Annotated in this window: 1 pseudogene; it reads right to left on the reverse strand. The window is 30.8% G+C overall.

Annotated features, from left to right (window positions below):
- A pseudogene (locus SB775_RS32120) lies at positions 1 to 100 on the reverse strand (MerR family DNA-binding transcriptional regulator); the annotation flags it as partial.
- Between the last annotated feature and the right edge of the window lie 150 nt (positions 101 to 250).

The raw sequence follows: 250 nt of genomic DNA on the forward strand, positions 1-250 counted from the left end.
CATCGACTTTTACTGGTTGTAATAATTCCACTTTATCGTAGTTTCTCAACATACGTATACTAATGGCAGATAACTTTGAACAATCTCCTCTTTTAAACATGATTTCCTCCTAAAATTCACATCTACTTCGAAGCTCAACCTAATCTTAAACAATGACATCGTGTGAGAGTCAACTATTTATAACGCCTAAATTATATTTCTTTAATTATATACCTTTATACCTTTTTCCTTCTTAAGGCTATAAAGATTG

The organism is Peribacillus sp. SIMBA_075, assembly GCF_046534585.1.